Genomic DNA, 2,083 nt, shown 5'->3' on the forward strand with positions numbered 1-2,083 from the left:
TTAAATTAATTAAAAGTATTAAGTAGATTGGTTATAATAAAACAATTTATCTGTATTAGGAGTAAATTTGCAAATTCCTATTTATTCTAAATTAAAAACAAAGCTAGAAAGCAAAGGAATAGATAGTATATCAAGCGGACAAATTGCTTGGTTTGTGTGTAGCTTGATTCTTGCTTTGGTGGCTTATATTATTCTAACTTTTCACTACATTTATATTAGTTATGGTAAATATGATAAGAATTTATTTTTATTAATATTTGATAGAAATGCAATAGAGTTATTTATTGTTGTATATTCTTGCATAATGTTTAATTTATTATATACTTATAATGCCATTCCTTTGGTTTTATCTGCAGTATTTATATTTTTAGCATTTTATTTTTCTAGTTTAAGCTTGTTTATTATTGGCTGTTGTGGTATAGGAGTATTTTTTTTAATATCCATTTTTAAAAGAAAGTTTATGTTTAGCGTTTTATTATTTGCCTTGGGTTATGCTTGCACATTGTTCTTTTTTTATGGACTGGCAACATATTAGAAAGGATTTTATAAATGAAATATTATGCAACGATTTATATTGATGAGTTTTTAGAATATGAAATATTAGTTAATCTTTATAATGGAAACGGCCTAGACTTCACTCACGCTTTCTTAGGACTTACTAAAGGCAAAAGTCCTGATGAGTTAGATAAAATAGATGAAACATTAAGACAAGAATATCTTAAAAACAAAGAATGGAATAAGATAGATCAAAAATGGTATGAAACTAAAGAACCTAATGAATTTAATGATGATTTTTGGGGTTTTGGAACCGGAATTGCTAATGTTGTAGAATCTCTTATAGGATCTCCTAGCAAAGTATTTAACAATAACCAATATGTATTAGATAGCAATATTGATAAAAATTGTTATATTATTAAAAAACTAAGAAGCCCTCAAACTTTCAAACCTTCTAATCGTTGCACTTTAGAACTTTCTAAAGAACAATATGAAAGCTTACTTGTAAATATTAAAGCTGATTTTGAAGCCACAAAAGAAATCACACCTAATAGCGAAAAGCCAATCAATGAAGAATTTACCTATAAACTTCTTGAAAATAATTGCGTTACTTGGGTTATTCAAAGACTTTCTGATATAGGAATAGAAGTTATTAATACTGATGAATGGATTCCAGATTTTCCCATATTAGACAACTTAAAAGAAAATTTAAACACAATCAAATTTCTTCACTCTATCTTTTTGAAATTTCAAAATATTGATGATAATTTACAAAGTGTAAAAGGTGCAAGAGCTTTTATTGCTTGGACTAGATCTATGCTAGATAATAATTATATATGTTATGTAAATCAGGAAAATTTAGAAAAGAAAATACAAACTTTGTGCAAAAAAGATATAGAAAATCAAAGATATTATGAAGGTATTAAAAAATTTTATAATGAAATCTCTCAACTTAAAAGTATATATAATAAATTAGATTTTTGTTTGGAATCTATCACTAAAAAATTTAATACAAGCATAAAAGGCGATTTTAAATTGATTTATTTCGATAGAAAAGATAGACAAATTAAACTTTTAAAAGCAGATAATGATTATGAAGCTATTGCGATACAAGATTTAGATTTAAGTCAGAAATATAATAATTTTAGTGTGAGTAAATTTTATCCTTTTATTTTTATACCTAAAAATGAAATGATTTCAAGAATGCTTTATCATAAATATGATTATGGTAATATCTCGCAAGAATATCAAAAAGATAGAAATGAATTTTATTTTAATGTTTTAGCAGGAGAAAAAAGCGATAAATATTGGAGTTCTAGCTATCATAAAATGACTAAAAATTTAAGGAAAATTCATGTCTCTTGAAAAAGTAAAAGAAACAATTTTTGCTTATGATAAAGAAGTGATTGATTGTGAAATCTTAAGGGCGAAAAATGTTGATTTAACTCATTCTAAAATTTATTTCAAAGGTGTATTACTTACAGGCTCAAGTGAACTTCCTAACAATCCTTTTTACTTTGGAGAATTAGATCAAGATAATGCTATAAAACAAGATGCACCTAGTTATTATTTTTCTCCTAAAGATGAA

3 protein-coding genes are annotated in these 2,083 nt (G+C 25.3%); all 3 read left to right on the forward strand.

The genetic code is table 11. From position 1 onward, the window contains the following. Nucleotides 1-67: 67 nt before the first annotated feature. Nucleotides 68-535: a hypothetical protein gene (locus ACOTVC_RS08570; protein ID WP_421628333.1), complete on the forward strand. Its 468-nt coding sequence runs from the start codon at nt 68-70 to the stop codon at nt 533-535. 14 nt (nt 536-549) lie between these two features. After that, complete coding sequence (locus ACOTVC_RS08575; protein WP_421628334.1) at nt 550-1,860, forward strand: hypothetical protein; 1,311 nt, start codon at nt 550-552, stop codon at nt 1,858-1,860. Then, a partial coding sequence (locus tag ACOTVC_RS08580; RefSeq protein ID WP_421628336.1) for a hypothetical protein occupies nt 1,850-2,083 on the forward strand: 234 nt, incomplete at its 3' end. The genes ACOTVC_RS08575 and ACOTVC_RS08580, both read left to right, overlap by 11 nt.

Origin of the sequence: Campylobacter sp. GB48 (genome assembly GCF_049221845.1) — a bacterium.
GTDB lineage: Bacteria > Campylobacterota > Campylobacteria > Campylobacterales > Campylobacteraceae > Campylobacter_D > Campylobacter_D lari_C.